The 2,128-nt window shown below is 69.6% G+C and carries 2 pseudogenes; one reads left to right on the plus strand and one right to left on the minus strand.

The window, feature by feature from the left end:
- Window positions 1-161: 161 nt before the first annotated feature.
- Window positions 162-1,553, minus strand: a pseudogene (locus VGR06_RS16065) (IS1380 family transposase); the annotation flags it as partial.
- 201 nt (window positions 1,554-1,754) lie between these two features.
- Between VGR06_RS16065 and VGR06_RS16070 the strand changes: the two are divergent.
- Window positions 1,755-2,128 (plus strand): annotated as a pseudogene (locus VGR06_RS16070) (IS256 family transposase); the annotation flags it as partial.

Consider the following 2,128-nt stretch of genomic DNA (forward strand, 5'->3'; position numbering starts at 1 on the left):
CCTCGGTCTTTCGCTAACTGTTGATCGAGGCGTCTTCGCCGCTTGTTGATCTTTCGGTGTTTGCCGGTCGGGATGGGGGCATGCCGGTGGCCCGACGCGGGGGTCGGGTTCCTCCTGCGGGGGTTCGTCGGGGTGGGGCCGGTGTTCAGCTGAGCGGTCAGGGGTAGGGCGGCCAGGCGGGTGAAGGCGGCGACGAGTTGGCCGGCCCAGGGCCAGTTGGCGGCGATGCGTAGCCGGGTTTGTCGGGCCGAGCGGGTGATGCGGGCGGCGACGTGGAGCAGCCGGTAGCGCAGCTTCTTGGGTTCGGCGGTGGCCAGGTCACCGTCGCAGAGCAGGTGCTGGGTCCAGGCCAGCAGGTCGATGCCGGTCAGGGCGAGTTCCAGCCAGGCGGCGTTGATGGCGAACACGCGGGATGGGAAGCGGCCGAACCCGGTGTCCTTGCCGCAGCGGATGCGGTCCTCGACGCGGGCGTGGCCGCGGTGGCGGGCTTCCAGGAACTGGATCGATCCGCCGCCGAACGGGGTGTCGGTGGCTACCACTTGGTGGCGCAGGCCTTCGATGGTGTCGAACAGGGACAGTTGCGCGCCGGGGTGTGGGCGTTCCCGGCGCACGATGAACCGGGTGCCCTCGGGGTAGTTGCCGCGGTAGTTGGCGGGCAGCAGACCGGTGATCTCGCAGATCTGCGCGCCGTCACGCAGGTCGCCGTCGGCGTCGAGGGCCGGGATCCACCCGGTCGCGGCGCAGATCGCGTCCCGGACGGGTTCGGTGATCGCCACCCCGACGGAGAAGAAGGTGCGCACGCCCTGCTCGCGCAGGGACCGGATATGGGCCAGGAACCCGTACGTGCAGCCGGCCGAGTCCGAGCGGATGAGGATATCGGTGCCGTGCCGGTGGGCGTCGGGGATCTGTTCCAGCGCGCGGTCGAGCACGGTGATGTGGTCGGCGGTGGTGTTCGACCCGGCCCGCCCCTCCCGCAGCAGGCCGGACAGGGCTTCGCGGGTGTTGTCCAGGAAGCAGAACAGCGGGTGGTAGCCGAACGTCTTCTTCCACGTGCGTGTCGCCTGTTCCTTCTCGGAGTGGCAGATCACGATCGAGGCGTCCATGTCCAGCACCAGACCGCCGACCGGCTGCCCCGCCGCGGTCACTGCCGGCAACCCGCCACGGGTCTCGGCGGTCTACGCCCACGCCACCTCCCGCGCAGTAGCGCGAGCCCGCCGCAGCCGGGCTAACGCCGCATCGTCCACACCGGACAGTAGCCGCCATGCGGTCGGGTCCGAGGCCACCGCCCCGAACAAATCGGCCTGGTCTCGCAGCACCGCCAGATCAGCGATCGCCTCACCCCCGTCGGCGATCATCGCGGCCAGGTCCACCGCGACCCGGCCCGGGTCATGCCCACCCTCCCGCTGCCGCGACCCGGCCAGAGCCTCACCAAACGCGGCGGCCAACCCGGTCGCGTCCGCCAGATCGACCAACAGCCTGGCTCCCGCGTGGCCGACCACGCCGCGTCCGTCGGCGCTCACACTGATCTTCGGGCGCGCTCCGGTAATCTTCACTCGGTAGGTGCCTTCCGTACGGGATGGATAAGACCCTCAGCAAGTCCTATCTTGCCAGTTCAGAAGGCATCTTTCCTTCTTGATCCACAATGGAGCATGTCGCGATCTTCGTGGAACTTGGGTGGCGGTCCCCCACCTGAGTCCTGCCTGGTGGTAGGTCTCGGGTGACCGGCCATGGACACCCAAGAGAAGGGGACCGCCATGAAGACCGTACCGACGCTGCGTGTGGTGTCGAAGAGCGACGCACCAGCCGAGCTGGCTGAGCTGGGCGTGGATGATCTGCCGGCCGAGGTGCGGCTGGCGTTGACAGACATCGCCGGGGCGGCCCGGGAGGGGCTGCTGGCGATGAGTGTGGCCGCTGGGATGGCGGTGATGCAGGCGATGTTCGACGCCGAGATCACCGCGGCCTGTGGGCCGAGAGGCAAACACGATCCCGACCGGGGCGCGGTACGGCACGGCGACGGCCGGGGTTCGGTGGTGCTGGGTGGTCGGCGGCTTCCGGTGAGCCGGCCGCGGGCTCGTACCACCGACGGCAACGAGGTGCCGCTGGCCTGCTACCGGCGGTTCACCGCTGA

This window comes from Actinophytocola sp. (assembly GCF_036002505.1).
In the GTDB taxonomy this organism is placed as follows: Bacteria; Actinomycetota; Actinomycetes; order Mycobacteriales; family Pseudonocardiaceae; genus DASYTH01.